Below are 12,912 nucleotides of genomic sequence, written 5' to 3' on the forward strand. Positions count from 1 at the left end.
ATAAATGTGGGCGGTTTTTGATGAATTTGAGAGGCTCAAAGCGGGTGGGAAATAGGGTGTATTTGGAATTTTTATTTTAAGTTATTGATTTTATTTGATGTGAATGTGGCTGGTTTCTTCGTGTTTTGTATTATCTCTGTGGTAGTTTAAATATGGCCCAAGGTATTGATGATGCTTTAGTAGAAATTTTAGGTGCTAAACAAATTAATGCCTTACGTAAGGCCGGTCACTACCGACGAGATGTGTATTAATGCTTAGCTAGATTGGCATAAATTCTATTTCTACAATCCTCCATCGATGGGGGGATTTTTTTATGGCCATCTGAATAATTATCGGCAATCACATATTTTTTAATAATTAAGATGTCTTGCACGAAGCAAATTTCAAAATAATTAGATAGACACGGCAAAAATAAAACGCTTGGCAAAATAAGATTGGCATGAATAGTGCATTATTTTAATGCAAATCATTCATTTAATGCTGAATTTAGCATCAATTTAGTTCACGAATCACGATAAAAGAAATTGAGATTGGGTATTTATGAAAATCTATACGGAAAGACTTGAGGGTAATGTCGTACAAGAAAATGTTGAGATAGTTGAACTGACATTTGATACACGACAAAAGAGCCGTTTTCGTGCAACTTTAGCTAACGGGCACGATATTGGTGCAGATTTACCCCGTACCGGCATTTTAAGGCACGGTTCATATATCGCAACTCAAGAGGGTGATGTACTGCGTGTCGATGCCAAAGCAGAAAAACTCATGAAAGTAGAAGCACCAAGCAGCTTTGATTTATTAAAAGCAGCGTATCACTTAGGTAATCGTCACGTCCCTTTAATGCTCACACCAACGGCGCTGTATTTTGAGCCAGATCATGTATTGGCTGAAATGATAATTGGACTTGGTTTAACGGTATATGAAACCATGCATCCATTTGAGCCTGAAAGCGGTGCTTATGCACAGCATCAGCATGATCACAGATTAAGCCCAATTAAGGCTTTGCATCATGTTCACACCTAATGCTTCACAGCTTTTAAGTCTGTTGACTTTGTCCTCAACGGCACTACCAATTGGGGCGTACTGTTATTCTCAAGGGGTAGAAAGTGCGATTGATCAGAGCTTAATTTTTGATGAAACCTCGAGCATTACTTATTTTGAAGAAGTGCTTGAAATGCTTTTGGTACGGTTTGAGCTGCCCGTTTTGAAACGCCTAATAATATCTTTTGATCAGCCTGAGCAGTTTGAATACTGGGCGCAGTTATATAGAGCAAGTCGAGAAAGCAAAGAGTTATTGGCTGAATCACAGCAATTGGCATTTTCATTAAATGCGTGGATTCGTGATGTGCTGAAAAAGCCTGTGAAATTAAAAAAGCAGATCGGTTTCGTACCCATCTATGCGCATCTTTGTGGGCAACTCGAACTTGATGTTGCAGAGGTTTTGACTGCTTATACCTTTACCGTACTTGAAAATCAGGTGTTGGCTGCCGTGAAAACTGTACCACTTGGACAGATGAGTGGACAACGGATTTTATGGCATGTTCATGGGCTGATTCCAGAGGCAATTGAACGTGCTTTAGCACTGCAAGATGCTGAACTCAGTAGCGCCTTACCTAATTACGCCATGCTCAGTATGGCACACGAAACACAATATTCACGATTATTTAGATCTTAAAAATAAAGGACATTTCACATGACAGAACGTAGCCCATTACGCGTAGGTATTGGCGGTCCAGTTGGTTCAGGTAAAACAGCGCTTACTTTAAATTTATGTCAGGCACTGCGTGAAAAATACAATATGGCGGTGGTGACCAATGATATTTATACCAAAGAAGATTCCAACTTTTTAACACGCCATGAAGCTATGTCACCTGAGCGTATTGTTGGTGTAGAAACAGGTGGTTGCCCGCATACCGCAATTCGTGAGGACGCCTCCATTAACCTAGCGGCTATTGATGACCTGTGCGAAAAATTTGATGGCCTTGAACTGATCATTATTGAAAGTGGCGGTGATAATTTGGCAGCAACATTTAGCCCGGAACTTTCAGATTTAACCCTGTATGTAATTGATGTGGCGGGTGGGGAGAAAATTCCGCGTAAAGGTGGCCCCGGTATTACCAAATCTGATTTGTTAATCATAAACAAAACCGACCTTGCACCAATGGTTGGAGCAAATTTAGATGTGATGGATCAAGACGCGAAACGTATGCGCGGTGAAAAACCTTTTCTATTTTCCAATATGAAAACTAAAGATGGCTTAAATGACATCATCAGCTTTATTGAGAAACAAGGTTTGTTTAAAGCATAAGGGGCATCCACTATGAAGTTATTATTGCAAAGAATTACCTTCACATCGTTGGCATTCTTTCCCTTGGTAGCAATGGCGCATCCAGGCCATGAGCATAGCCATAATAGTTTTATCAGCGGTTTTGTGCATCCATTTACAGGGCTTGATCATCTAATGATGGCGTTAGCATTTGGCGTATTGATTTGGACTGCACACCAGCGCTGGAAATGGGCCGGATTATTCGGTTTATCTGCCGCAATGATTGTCGGTTTTATGATCGGTGCACAATTCAACTTAGCAACAGCAATTGCTGAAAACGGCATTATTGCGTCGTTAATTGTATTGGCTGTTGCTCTTTGGACCAAAACCAATAAAGCCGTTCCTTTTATTGCTGCACTTTTGGCCGGTTTTCATGGCATCGCACATGGTACGGAACTTGGCCAAAGCGGTCAGGCAGTTTTACTGGTCGTTGGTATGGTTACAGCGATGGCATCTATATACGTATTCGGTTTGCTCGTCGGCGCATTTATTCAAAAATATGTGCCTTATGGTAAGCAAATGATTGGTGCTTTGACAGCTATTGTTGCTGTAATTGGTTTAGCTTGATGCCTCATTCATCTCAAATAATAGGGAGATGCAAATGAATGATCTGGTATTAAGCGAAACAAAATTTATATCGACACAACAGCAGCATAACAGCCAACTGTGGTATGCCTGTTTGGAACTTGGTTTTGCCTATCAAGTACAGTCAAATCGAACCGTATTACAGCATCGCAAGCATCATGGGCCTGTACGCGTTCAGAAGATGTTGTGGCCTGAAAAAACTGGTATTTGCCATGCAATTATTGTGCATCCACCAGCAGGAATTGCTGGCGGAGACCATCTGACTTTTGATATGAAAGTTGAGGCGAATGCGCATGCGTTAGTTACCACGCCCGGTGCAGGAAAATGGTACAAAACCAATGGCAAGCAAGCCTATCAGCATATTCATATACATGTCGCAGCACAGGCGACATTTGAATGGTTACCGCAAGAAACCATGCTTTTTGATGGTGCCAATGCAGACTCTGAAACACATATTCATCTAGATGAAATGGCCAGTTTTATTGGGTGGGATATGTTGGTCATCGGTCGACAAGCACGTGGTGAAATTTTTCAGCAAGGGCAATACCAAAGCAAATTTAGGCTGTATCGTGCAGACAAATTATTGGTTGCAGATAGTTTAAATTTTAAGGGGCAGGATCGGTGGCTTACATCCTGTTTAGGTATGAATGGACATGCTGTGATGGGAAGTTTCTGGGCAGTAGCACCATCGCGTTTAAGGCAAACAACATTACTGGCTGAACATATCGAATTAATCCGTGAATTGATTATGCGGATGAATCTAGCGGTGACTTTAACCCTGTTAGATGATGTGATTTGTGCACGTTATTTAGGCGATGATGTACGTGAATGCCATGATGCTTTTGCAGCAGTCCGTGCCCGTTTAAGACGCTATTGGTATGACCTAGCAGAAGAATTCCCACGGATTTGGCGCACTTAAGTTTTGCCATCATTGGAAAGTAGATAGGTCTAGCAAGATTAATAGATTAAGTGTTCATTTTACCTTTGGGTTAGGACACTAAAAATCAAAACGTGCGAGAGCGAAAGAAGAATTTGCACGCATTTTGCATTCTACATTTTAGAAGATTAGGAAATTGTTATGGAACTTAATCCAACTGAAAAAGATAAATTATTAATTTTTACCGCAGGCCTTGTTGCTGAGCGTCGTAAAGCGCGTGGATTAAAATTGAATTATCCAGAATCAATTGCATTTATTTCAGCAGCACTGCTTGAGGGCGCACGCGATGGCATGTCCGTGAGCGAGTTAATGCATTACGGCACAACCTTGTTAAGTCGTGAAGATGTCATGGATGGTGTCGCGGAAATGATTGCAGAAGTGCAGGTCGAAGCTACTTTTCCAGATGGTTCAAAGTTAGTCACAGTTCATCAACCCATTGTCTAATAAAAATAAGGAGTAAGCCATGATTCCTGGTGAAATTATTACGCCTGATTCAGACATTGAAATGAATGTCGGACGAGAAACACTGAAAATGCGTGTTGCTAATGCAGGCGATCGACCAATTCAAGTCGGTTCTCATTTTCACTTTGCTGAAGCCAATGATGCTTTGCAATTTAATCGAGAGCAAGCTAGAGGCTATCGACTCAACATCGCTGCTGGAACAGCAGTTCGTTTTGAACCGGGCCAAAGTCGAGATATCGAATTGGTTGCACTTGCAGGTAAACGTGAGGTGTATGGGTTTGCAGGGCGTGTTATGGGTAAATTGGATTAACTATTTTTATGCTCAAGTGTCTTGTTGAACAATTAAATTATTGTTAGTAATAAGTTCAATAAGTACATGAAAAAGCATAAGAGAATTAAATGTTAATAATGAAAATACGCCCAGCAACTGTTGATGATGTTGAAGCCATCGCTGCTGTTATTGAACCTTTTGTCGATTATGTTGTCATGACTGAAGAAGGACGTGAACGCTTTAAACCTGATATGTTGAAAAACATCTTCCAACAACCACTTATTCATTATTTTGTGGCAGAAATTAATGAAGAAATCGTTGGGAATTTGGCGTATATCGCTCCATCTCATGTCATGCATTATTTCTTAAAAGCTGAATATCACGGTCAAGGTTATGGTCGACAAATGTGGGACTTTTTAGAGCAAGAAATACTTAAAAATGATCCCGATATAATCACAATAAATTCAAGTCATTATGCACTCGATATTTATAAAAAATATGGATTTGAAGTGGTCGGTGCGCTAACGGAGAAATGGGGTATTCAATTTATTCCGATGCAAAAGCTGCTAAAGCCAAAAAATCTAGAATAGGAAATATATTAATGAAAATGTCTCGCCGTGCTTATGCGGAAATGTTTGGCCCTACAGTAGGTGATAGAGTTCGCTTAGCTGATACAGAATTGTTTATTCAAGTTGAACAAGACCTCACGACTTATGGTGAAGAAGTTAAATTTGGCGGTGGCAAGGTCATTCGCGATGGTATGGGACAGTCACAATTATTGTCTGATGAGGTCGCTGATACCGTCATTACCAATGCTTTAATTGTCGATTGGTGGGGTATTGTCAAAGCCGATGTTGGACTTAAAAATGGTCGTATCTGGAAAATAGGTAAAGCAGGTAACCCTGATATTCAACCTGACATTACAATTCCTTTAGGTGCAGCAACTGAAGTCATCGCAGGTGAAGGACAAATCTTAACGGCGGGAGGGATAGATACTCACATTCATTGGATTTGCCCACAACAAGTTGAAACAGCACTAATGTCAGGCACAACTACAATGATTGGTGGTGGTACAGGCCCCGCCGCAGGAACATCTGCAACCACAGTAACTCCAGGCCCATGGCATATTGCGACCATGCTACAAGCTATTGATGATTTACCTATGAATATTGGTCTGTTAGGTAAAGGCAACTTGAGTCAGCCAGAACCAATCGCTGAACAAATCAAAGCCGGTGTGGTGGGTTTAAAATTACATGAAGACTGGGGATCGACGCCAGCCGCGATTGATAACTGTCTAAGTGTGGCGGATCAATACGATGTACAAGTTGCCATTCACACAGACACACTAAATGAAAGTGGCTTTCTAGAAGAAACCTTAGCAGCATTTAATAACCGGACCATCCACACTTACCATACTGAGGGTGCGGGCGGTGGTCACGCACCAGATATTTTAAAAGCAATTGGTCAACCCAATGTTTTACCATCTTCAACCAATCCCACACGTCCATATACCGTCAATACCATTGATGAACATTTAGATATGTTGATGGTTTGCCACCATTTAGACCCTGCAATTTCTGAAGATGTTGCTTTTGCTGAAAGTCGGATTCGCCGTGAAACTATTGCTGCAGAAGATATCTTGCAGGATATGGGCGCAATTGCCATGATGTCTTCCGACTCGCAAGCGATGGGGCGTGTGGGTGAAGTAATATTACGTACTTGGCAGACAGCACATAAAATGAAAGTGCAACGCGGCCCACTCGAAGGTGATAATCAAAATCACGATAACAATCGTGTGAAGCGCTATATTGCTAAATATACGATTAATCCTGCCATTACCCATGGATTAAGCCATGAAGTTGGTTCGATTGAAGTGGGTAAATTAGCCGATATTGTTTTATGGAAGCCTGCATTTTTTGGTGTTAAGCCCTCGATGATTATTAAAGGCGGAATGATTGCAGCTGCGCCGATGGGTGATATTAATGCTTCAATTCCAACGCCACAGCCTGTGCATTATCGTCCGATGTTTGGCGCTTACCCTCGTGGCGTACATAACACCTGCATTACCTTTTTATCGCAAGTGGCAATAGAGCAAGGCGTACATGAACAATTGGCTTTAAAGAAGTTGATTAGTCCTTGTAAAGCCACGCGTAATATCTCGAAAGCAGATATGAAGTTAAATACTTATTGTCCTGTAATGGAGGTTGACCCTGAGATTTATGAAGTACGTGCAGATGGTGTGCATTTGACTTGTGAGCCTGCGGAAGTGTTACCAATGGCGCAGCGTTACTTCTTATTTTAATCATTTCCAAAACACTATTTCACAAAGCCTTTCTGAATATGAAAGGCTTCTCTTTTTTAAATTTTAGTATTTTTGAAAAGTAAATAATCTTTAAAATATGAAAATACGACTACCTCTATAAGGGCTAACAATCCAAAAAATGTAAAATTTAATAATTTATGATTATACCCATCTACCAATAAGTGTAAAAAAACAAATGAAATCATGATTCCACAGGCAAGTCTTAAAAGATTAATGCAGATATCAAATAAGCCAAGGGAAAGTTTTTTTAATAAAATTTTATGTTTTAAATTAAAGAAATAAAAGAAAAACCAAGAAATTAATCCTATGATAAAAAGAATAATTAAGTTTAAAATATTTGGTGTTTTAAATTGATCACCGTAACCATTAGACTTCCTTCATAAATCATTTTTCAATCAATTTAATTGTTTATCTTTCACCCAATCTAAATTGTATATGCCAGCAGGCTTTGTTGCACAAACCTATCTCTAAAGGCTTATTCCACAATATAATTCTCAAATGAATAAGCCCACACATAAAATCTATCGTACAACCAATTGGTCTTCTTATAACAGTGCATTAATAAATCGAGGAAATCTCTCAATTTGGTTTGATCCCAAGACTCAATGGTACGCTCAACCCAAAGGTAAACATGGTCGAAATCAAACTTATTCAGATACAGCCATCCAATGCTGTTTAATGATCAAATCCTTATTTCGTCTTTCTTTACGCATGGTCACTGGCTTTGTGCAAAGTCTCATTCATCTTTGTAGATTAGATTGGACAGCACCAGACTATTCCACCATCTGCAGAAGACAAAAGCATATTGATATTGCAATTAACTATCAAAAAAGCAGTAATGGTCTCCAGCTACTCGTCGATTCTACTGGCTTAAAGTTTCTAGGTGAAGGTGAATGGAAGCGTAAGAAACACCAACCTGAATATCGTCGCCAATGGCGTAAACTTCATATTGGTATAGATGCTGAAACCCTTCAAATACGCGCTATTCAACTCACTACAAATAATGTGAGTGATTCACAAGTGCTTGGTGATTTACTCGATCAGATTCCACAAGATGAGCAGATTGACTCTGTCTATACTGATGGGGCTTATGACACCAAGCAATGCCGTCAAGTAATTGCAGACCGACAAGCACATGCGGTGATTCCGCCAAGAAAAAATGCGAAACCTTGGAAAGATACAAAGACCAGCTCGCTAGAGCGAAATGAATTACTTCGAACAGTTAAACGTTTAGGAAGAACAATATGGAAAAATTGGTCAGGCTATCATCGCAGAAGTCTGATAGAAACCAAGATGCATTGCATCAAATTATTAGGCGATAAACTCCGTGCGAGAAACTTTCAAAGCCAAGTCAATGAGATTCATGCACGTGTGGCCGTATTAAATAAATTTACAGATTTAGGCCGACCTCACACCCAAGTTGCCACTTAAATTTAGATAACTTGGAAGAAGTTTAGCTTTTGAATGTTTGTGCAACAAAGCCCTCTTGAATTAAATAATTTTGCTGATTAATTTAAGATCAAATAAATTGTACGTTTTTTGATTTATGACGGAAGTCTAATGTACTAAAAAATGAAAGAAAAAATTCTAAAGTAAAAATATTAATAATTTTTTTATGTTTTGTATTCATTAGACAGTCCAAAGAAAAAATATTTTTTAGATATTAAATTTATAAAGTTAGATGCTCAATATGCACGCGTCATCAGTTGTCGTTCCTTTAGAAAGGAAATAAAACTTGTATACTAAGTTTTGGCGCACTAATTGCTTAATTCATTCTATTTTTTGACTGTTTGATATAACAAATTAGGAAGTGGATGTGACAGCAACATATTTACGTGGGCAAGATCTGATAGACCAGATTCAACAACAAGACTATTCCAGAGATCTGATTGGCTATCATGGAGAACCACCCAAAGTGGAATGGCCAAATGGTGCTCGTGTCGCGGTTCAGTTTGTATTGAACTATGAAGAAGGCGGTGAAAACCATGTAGAACATGGTGATGCAGGTTCAGAACAGTTTTTGTCAGATATTATTGGCGCGGCCAGTTTTCCAGACAAACACATGTCGATGGATTCCATGTACGAATATGGCTCACGAGCGGGCTTTTGGCGCATTCACCAAGAGTTTAAAAAACGCCAACTCCCCATGACCATTTTCGGTGTGGGTATGGCTTTGGCACGCAATCCTTACATTGTGGAAGCGATTAAAGCAGCCAATTATGATGTCGTATCGCATGGTCAACGTTGGTTGCATTATCAAGATATGCCAATCGAACAAGAACGCCAACATATGGATCAAGCTATTAGCGTGCTTGAAACGCTATTTGGTAAAACACCAATCGGTTGGTATACCGGACGTGATAGCCCGAATACTCGAAAATTACTTGCTGAATTTCCTCAGATTCAATATGACTGTGACTATTATGGCGATGACTTACCATTTTGGAGCACAGTGACGAATGTAGATGGTGCAACACGTCCGCATTTAATCATTCCATATACACTTGAAAGTAATGATATGAAGTTTTGCTCGCCGGGTGGTTTTAATAGTGGTGAGCAATTTTATCAATACCTTAAAGATGCCTTTGATGTGTTATATGCCGAAGGTGAAACTGCGCCAAAAATGCTATCTATTGGTATGCACTGTCGTATTTTAGGGCGACCAGGACGCTTTAAAGCACTACAAAGATTCTTAGATTATGTGCAATCGCATGAAAAAGTATGGGTTTGTCGTCGTGCCGATATTGCAGAACATTGGATAAAACACCATGCACCGTAATAAAAAAAATAAAGAAGAAAGAGAGGCTTAGCGCCTCTTTTTTTGTGCCTATAAAAAGCAATTTGTCTAAGAAATAAGGGATTGGCATTGATATTGCAAAACATGTTTTGAACGAATATTAAATATTTTTAGGCGATTTAATAGTGCAACTTGTTGAATTTAATCAAGCATCCGAAGCCGATGTAAAAACATTTTTAAAGCACTGTGTGCAAATTGAAAGCTGGGCGAATGAGCTGCTCAGTCAGCGTCCGTATGCATCATTAGACAGTATTTTGGAATACGCGGCTCAAGCTGCTCGTACATGGTCGTGGGAAGAAATTAAATCTGCTTTAGATAATCACCCGCGTATTGGTGAAAAAAAAGCCCAAGCTGAACTTTCTGAATTAGAAAAGAATTTTTCCAACCGTGAACAATCCGCTATTTCAGCCGATGAAGAAACACAAATGGCATTGCTCAAAGGCAACATCGCTTATGAAAAAAAGTACGGCTATATCTTCTTAATTAAAGCTTCAGGCTTAAGCAGTGAAAATGTATTACAAGCATTGCAGTACCGTCTGCTGAATAATCCAGAAACTGAAAAGCGTATTGTCCATCATCAATTGGCTGAAATTGCCTTATTAAGATTAAAACAGGAGCTAAGTGCATGATCAGCTCACATATTTTAGATACAAATCTTGGGAAACCTGCTGCCAATGTCTTGATTAAATTATTCAATGCAGACGGTATGTTACTTGGTGAAGGGCAAACCAATGCAGATGGCCGTGTGACCGACTTTGGTTTAAGCGAATTTTCTACGGGTAGCTATAGCTTAGAGTTTGCCACAGCGGACTATTTTGAAAGTCTTAATACCGAAACTTTTTTCCCAAAAGCAGTAATTCATTTCTTAGTAAAAGATGCCTCACAGCATTTTCATATTCCTTTGTTGATTAGCCCTTTTGCCTATTCAACATATCGCGGTAGCTAAAAATAGCATCATAAAACGGATCGGGGGATATAAAAATGACAGAACAAAATCAAACAGTTTCACCAGAACATGAATATTTAGGTGCAGGGAAAAGCCTAGCTTATGGCTTACAACATGTATTGACGATGTATGGCGGTATTATTGCGCCGCCACTGATTATTGGTACAGCCGCAGGACTTGAACCTGCACAAATTGGTTTATTAATTGCAGCAGCATTATTTGTCGGTGGTTTAGCCACGATTTTACAAACGGTCGGTGTGAAATACATCGGTGCAAAATTACCCCTAGTTCAAGGCGTATCCTTTGCTGGTGTGGCAACGATGATTGCCATAGTCACTGCAGGTGGTGGGCTTTCGGCAGTATATGGTGCGGTTATTGTTGCTTCATTAATCGGTTTCTTTTTAGCACCATATTTTTCAAAAATTATTCGTTTTTTCCCGCCAATCGTGACCGGCTGCGTGATTACCGTGATTGGTTTGTCATTGCTACCTGTCGCAGTACGTTGGATGATGGGTGGAAATAGCAAAGCGCCTGATTGGGGCAGTGCTGAAAATATTAGTTTGGCTTTTCTAACTTTAGCCATTGTCATTGTGCTGAATATTACTCGAAACGCTACAATTCGTCGTTTATCCATCTTATTAGCAATTGTGCTAGGTACAGTGCTGGCATATGCGATGGGCTTTGGCGATTTCTCAAAAGTCGCAAATGGCAATTGGATTCAATTCCCAAGTTTCTTTGCCTTTGGTATGCCAACATTTGAACTGAGTGCCATTATTGCCATGCTAATTGTGACATTGGTGATTATGACTGAAACTACAGCTGATATTATCGCTGTTGGTGAAATTGTCGGTACCAAAGTCGACGCTGAACGTATTACCAATGGGCTACGTGCCGATATGCTTTCAAGTGCGGCAGCACCAATATTTGGCTCATTCATGCAAAGTGCCTTTGCACAAAATGTAGGCTTGGTCGCGATTACTGGTGTAAAAAGCCGTTTTGTTGTTGCAGCGGGTGGCTTAATTTTAGTTGTATTGGGTATTTTACCAATTATGGGCCGTTTGATTGCTGCAATTCCTGTACCGGTATTGGGTGGCGCAGGTTTGGTATTGTTTGGTACAGTGGCTGCAAGTGGTATTCGTACTTTAGCTAAAATTGATTATAGTGAGCAAAAGAACCTAATCATTGTTGCTACAGCAATTGCCGCAGGTATGATTCCAATTATTGATCACTCATTCTATGCGAACTTCCCAAAATGGGTACAAACCCTGTTCCATTCAGGTATTAGTTCAACGTGCCTCATGGCCATCGTATTAAATATTGTGTTTAACCATCTAAACTTTTTTAAAAGTAAAGAAGTGAATAAAACCAGCAATATTGTTATAGATAGTCATCACTAAGCTATTCAAAATAAATAAAAAAAGCTCACATTAATGTGGGCTTTTTTTATTAAAAAATCTAATATTGGCTTTGTTTTTGCTAAATAAATTACTCAAAACGTATTTATCGCTAGGAAAAACAATTTAATGAAATTTATGCCTCTTTCAGCTGCAATTCTATGCACTATTTCAGCCAACTCTATCTTTGCAGCCCCAATCTGGCAAGACTTCAGCATTACCGGTCTATATGGCACCGACTATCAGCTCATTGCAAAAGAAGACAAACAAACCACTGTGACATTTGAATACGCGTCAAAGCTTAAATATGGTGATTTCTTCATTTTTGCCGACCGTACACATAATGACGTCAGGGGCGATCAAACCTATTTTGAAGCATCACCACGATTGAGTTTAGGCGATGTAACGGGTAAAGAACTTAAATTTGGCCCTGTAAAAGATGTATTGCTTGCAACCACTTGGGAAGCGGGTAGCAACTGGATAATTTTCTCTATGGTATTGGCTTAGACTTTGATGTGCCATATTTTCAATATGCAAAATTAAATTTATATAAAGTGAATAATGATACTAAAGCTGATGACTATCAAATGACGCTTACCTATGCCATACCTTTTAAAATTGGCTCAGAATCTTTCTTAGCAGATGCTTTTCTGGATTGGTCAACTGCGGAAAAAGGCTCAGCCAGTGAGATGAACTGGACCAGTCAATATAAATGGAATGTGGGGCAACATATTTCCCCAGATACACGCCTGTATGTAGGCGTTGAGCATTCAGTTTGGAATAATAAATATAATATTAAAGGTAAAGATGAAAATAACGTCAGTGCGCTAGTGAAATATCACTTCTAATTGATTCGTTAAAACCGTACATC

At 39.5% G+C, this 12,912-nt stretch carries 14 protein-coding genes and 1 pseudogene; all 15 read left to right on the forward strand.

Annotated features, from left to right (window positions below):
* Window positions 1–540 precede the first annotated feature (540 nt).
* The 15 genes and pseudogenes from ureE (at window position 541) to J7649_RS01630 (ending at window position 12,889) form a co-directional block, all read left to right on the forward strand.
* Window positions 541–1,023: an urease accessory protein UreE gene (gene ureE, locus J7649_RS01560; RefSeq protein ID WP_005090807.1), complete on the forward strand. Its 483-nt coding sequence runs from the start codon at window positions 541–543 to the stop codon at window positions 1,021–1,023.
* Window positions 1,010–1,675 (forward strand): urease accessory protein UreF, encoded by a 666-nt coding sequence (locus tag J7649_RS01565; protein WP_004778087.1) that lies wholly within the window; start codon window positions 1,010–1,012, stop codon window positions 1,673–1,675. Before ureE ends, J7649_RS01565 begins: the two co-directional genes overlap by 14 nt.
* An 18-nt stretch (window positions 1,676–1,693) precedes the next feature.
* The gene (ureG, locus tag J7649_RS01570) at window positions 1,694–2,308 is read left to right on the forward strand and encodes an urease accessory protein UreG (protein ID WP_004778085.1); all 615 of its coding nucleotides are present in this window, start codon (window positions 1,694–1,696) and stop codon (window positions 2,306–2,308) included.
* A gap of 12 nt (window positions 2,309–2,320) precedes the next feature.
* Window positions 2,321–2,893, forward strand: coding sequence for a HupE/UreJ family protein (locus J7649_RS01575; RefSeq protein ID WP_004778083.1), 573 nt, complete (start codon window positions 2,321–2,323; stop codon window positions 2,891–2,893).
* A 34-nt stretch (window positions 2,894–2,927) separates the two neighbouring features.
* Window positions 2,928–3,830 carry an urease accessory protein UreD gene (locus J7649_RS01580; RefSeq protein WP_004778080.1) on the forward strand — a complete coding sequence of 301 codons (903 nt, stop codon included), beginning with the start codon at window positions 2,928–2,930 and terminating at the stop codon, window positions 3,828–3,830.
* A gap of 159 nt (window positions 3,831–3,989) precedes the next feature.
* Window positions 3,990–4,292, forward strand: coding sequence for an urease subunit gamma (ureA, locus tag J7649_RS01585; protein WP_004778079.1), 303 nt, complete (start codon window positions 3,990–3,992; stop codon window positions 4,290–4,292).
* A gap of 19 nt (window positions 4,293–4,311) precedes the next feature.
* Window positions 4,312–4,620, forward strand: coding sequence for an urease subunit beta (locus J7649_RS01590; protein WP_004778077.1), 309 nt, complete (start codon window positions 4,312–4,314; stop codon window positions 4,618–4,620).
* An 89-nt stretch (window positions 4,621–4,709) separates the two neighbouring features.
* Window positions 4,710–5,171, forward strand: coding sequence for a GNAT family N-acetyltransferase (locus J7649_RS01595; protein ID WP_108563965.1), 462 nt, complete (start codon window positions 4,710–4,712; stop codon window positions 5,169–5,171).
* An 11-nt stretch (window positions 5,172–5,182) separates the two neighbouring features.
* Entirely contained in the window at window positions 5,183–6,883 is a 1,701-nt protein-coding gene (gene ureC / locus J7649_RS01600; RefSeq protein WP_004778074.1) for an urease subunit alpha, read from the forward strand.
* A 519-nt stretch (window positions 6,884–7,402) separates the two neighbouring features.
* Entirely contained in the window at window positions 7,403–8,335 is a 933-nt protein-coding gene (locus tag J7649_RS01605; protein WP_044112009.1) for an IS5-like element ISAha1 family transposase, read from the forward strand.
* Window positions 8,336–8,720: 385 nt separating this feature from the next.
* Window positions 8,721–9,683 carry an allantoinase PuuE gene (gene puuE, locus J7649_RS01610; RefSeq protein WP_000127611.1) on the forward strand — a complete coding sequence of 321 codons (963 nt, stop codon included), beginning with the start codon at window positions 8,721–8,723 and terminating at the stop codon, window positions 9,681–9,683.
* 143 nt (window positions 9,684–9,826) lie between these two features.
* Window positions 9,827–10,330 (forward strand): 2-oxo-4-hydroxy-4-carboxy-5-ureidoimidazoline decarboxylase, encoded by a 504-nt coding sequence (uraD, locus tag J7649_RS01615; protein WP_001177702.1) that lies wholly within the window; start codon window positions 9,827–9,829, stop codon window positions 10,328–10,330.
* Window positions 10,327–10,647, forward strand: coding sequence for a hydroxyisourate hydrolase (gene uraH / locus J7649_RS01620; RefSeq protein ID WP_000625767.1), 321 nt, complete (start codon window positions 10,327–10,329; stop codon window positions 10,645–10,647). Before uraD ends, uraH begins: the two co-directional genes overlap by 4 nt.
* Before the next feature lie 35 nt (window positions 10,648–10,682).
* A complete protein-coding gene (locus J7649_RS01625; protein WP_000139429.1) occupies window positions 10,683–12,044 on the forward strand; it encodes a nucleobase:cation symporter-2 family protein in 1,362 nt (453 codons plus the stop codon).
* A gap of 126 nt (window positions 12,045–12,170) precedes the next feature.
* Window positions 12,171–12,889, forward strand: a pseudogene (locus J7649_RS01630) (outer membrane protein OmpK).
* Window positions 12,890–12,912 lie beyond the last annotated feature (23 nt).

The organism is Acinetobacter lwoffii, assembly GCF_019343495.1.
Classification (GTDB): Bacteria; Pseudomonadota; Gammaproteobacteria; order Pseudomonadales; family Moraxellaceae; genus Acinetobacter; species Acinetobacter lwoffii_P.

What these genes read in the sequence shown, in the direction of transcription:
- ureE (WP_005090807.1), top strand. Translation starts at nt 541, where the DNA reads ATGAAAATCTATACGGAAAGACTTGAGGGTAATGTCGTACAAGAAAAT.
- J7649_RS01565 (WP_004778087.1), top strand. Translation starts at nt 1,010, where the DNA reads ATGTTCACACCTAATGCTTCACAGCTTTTAAGTCTGTTGACTTTGTCC.
- ureG (WP_004778085.1), top strand. Translation starts at nt 1,694, where the DNA reads ATGACAGAACGTAGCCCATTACGCGTAGGTATTGGCGGTCCAGTTGGT.
- J7649_RS01575 (WP_004778083.1), top strand. Translation starts at nt 2,321, where the DNA reads ATGAAGTTATTATTGCAAAGAATTACCTTCACATCGTTGGCATTCTTT.
- J7649_RS01580 (WP_004778080.1), top strand. Translation starts at nt 2,928, where the DNA reads ATGAATGATCTGGTATTAAGCGAAACAAAATTTATATCGACACAACAG.
- ureA (WP_004778079.1), top strand. Translation starts at nt 3,990, where the DNA reads ATGGAACTTAATCCAACTGAAAAAGATAAATTATTAATTTTTACCGCA.
- J7649_RS01590 (WP_004778077.1), top strand. Translation starts at nt 4,312, where the DNA reads ATGATTCCTGGTGAAATTATTACGCCTGATTCAGACATTGAAATGAAT.
- J7649_RS01595 (WP_108563965.1), top strand. Translation starts at nt 4,710, where the DNA reads ATGTTAATAATGAAAATACGCCCAGCAACTGTTGATGATGTTGAAGCC.
- ureC (WP_004778074.1), top strand. Translation starts at nt 5,183, where the DNA reads ATGAAAATGTCTCGCCGTGCTTATGCGGAAATGTTTGGCCCTACAGTA.
- J7649_RS01605 (WP_044112009.1), top strand. Translation starts at nt 7,403, where the DNA reads ATGAATAAGCCCACACATAAAATCTATCGTACAACCAATTGGTCTTCT.
- uraH (WP_000625767.1), top strand. Translation starts at nt 10,327, where the DNA reads ATGATCAGCTCACATATTTTAGATACAAATCTTGGGAAACCTGCTGCC.
- J7649_RS01625 (WP_000139429.1), top strand. Translation starts at nt 10,683, where the DNA reads ATGACAGAACAAAATCAAACAGTTTCACCAGAACATGAATATTTAGGT.